A 1237-nucleotide genomic window follows, 5' to 3' on the forward strand; every position below is an offset into this window, starting at 1 on the left:
CAATGGATACACTTCATAAGCTTGTACTCTATGCTGCACAAATATCCTAGCACTCACGCCTTAAGAGAACAGTGCCCCCGCCGTTGTAGGAGCTTCCAGCGGTATCGGAAGAGAAACCGCTATTCAATTCGCGGCGCGGGGGGCGAAGTTGGTCGTTTCGGCTCGTAGCGAACCAGGATTGGATTCTCTAGTTGATGAAATAAAGCAGATAGGGGGTGAGGCGATCGCTGTGCCTGCAGACGTAGCAGATTTTGAGCAGGTAAAAGCGATCGCAGACAGAGCCATCCAGCAATACGGGCGGCTTGATACCTGGGTGCATTTAGCAGCCATCAATCTCTACGCGATTTTTGAGCAGACAACACCACAGGAGTTTAAGCGCGTCATCGATGTGAACCTCATGGGACAGGTACACGGGGCGATGGCAGCACTGCCCCATCTCAAGCGCGAGGGACGAGGATCGCTGCTCCATGTCTCCTCAGTGGAAGGCAGACGTTCGTTCCCATACCACAGCGCCTACGGGGCATCCAAGCATGGAATTGATGGCTTTTTGGAAGCCATGCGGCTTGAGCTGATACATCAAGGTTTGTCCAGCATCAATGTAACCAATGTCATGCCTGCCTCAATCAATACGCCTCTGTTTAACAAATCCCGCACCAAGATAGGCGTAAAGCCCCAAGGACTGCCACCGTTTTACCAGCCCGATATCGTAGTGGACGCTATCCTCTACGCGGCTTGCCACCCAACCCGTGACATTATCGCTGGAGGGGCAGGGCGGGCGATGGATCTAATTCAGCGGCTCTCACCCCAATTAATGGATACCTTGCTGCTGCAAGCCGGAGCGGGCTTTAACCTACAGAAAACCAGCGAACCGAAGTCCGAAAATGCTCCAGATAATTTATTTGAGCCGATCGCAGGCTTCGATCGCGTTGAGGGAGATTTTAGCAAGCAATCACGGGCGAATAGCTATTCCACCTGGCTGGAAACCCATCCCACGGCAAAGTGGGGTGCGATCGCCGTTACAGCGCTGGGAGCCTTCGGGTTAGCCCTGCTGGCAGTGTAAGCCTTCAATTTGAATAGACTTCTTGCAGAAGTGGGAACTTCTTAACAGAAAACAGGAAACAGAAGTGCCTATGCCAAACATTGGCAAGAAATCTAATTCTCTGTAGTTTAGACTAAATAAAGATGAGAAAGGTGGCTTCAGAAGAACTAGAGCCACCGCGCTGGGAGAGAATAAGGG

Annotated in this window: 1 pseudogene; it reads left to right on the top strand. The window is 51.8% G+C overall.

From position 1 onward, the window contains the following. Window positions 1–91 precede the first annotated feature (91 nt). A pseudogene (locus QUA13_RS32520) lies at window positions 92–1060 on the top strand (SDR family oxidoreductase); the annotation flags it as partial. Between the last annotated feature and the right edge of the window lie 177 nt (window positions 1061–1237).

Source organism: Microcoleus sp. S28C3 (assembly GCF_036700785.1).
In the GTDB taxonomy this organism is placed as follows: domain Bacteria; phylum Cyanobacteriota; class Cyanobacteriia; order Cyanobacteriales; family Microcoleaceae; genus Microcoleus; species Microcoleus asticus.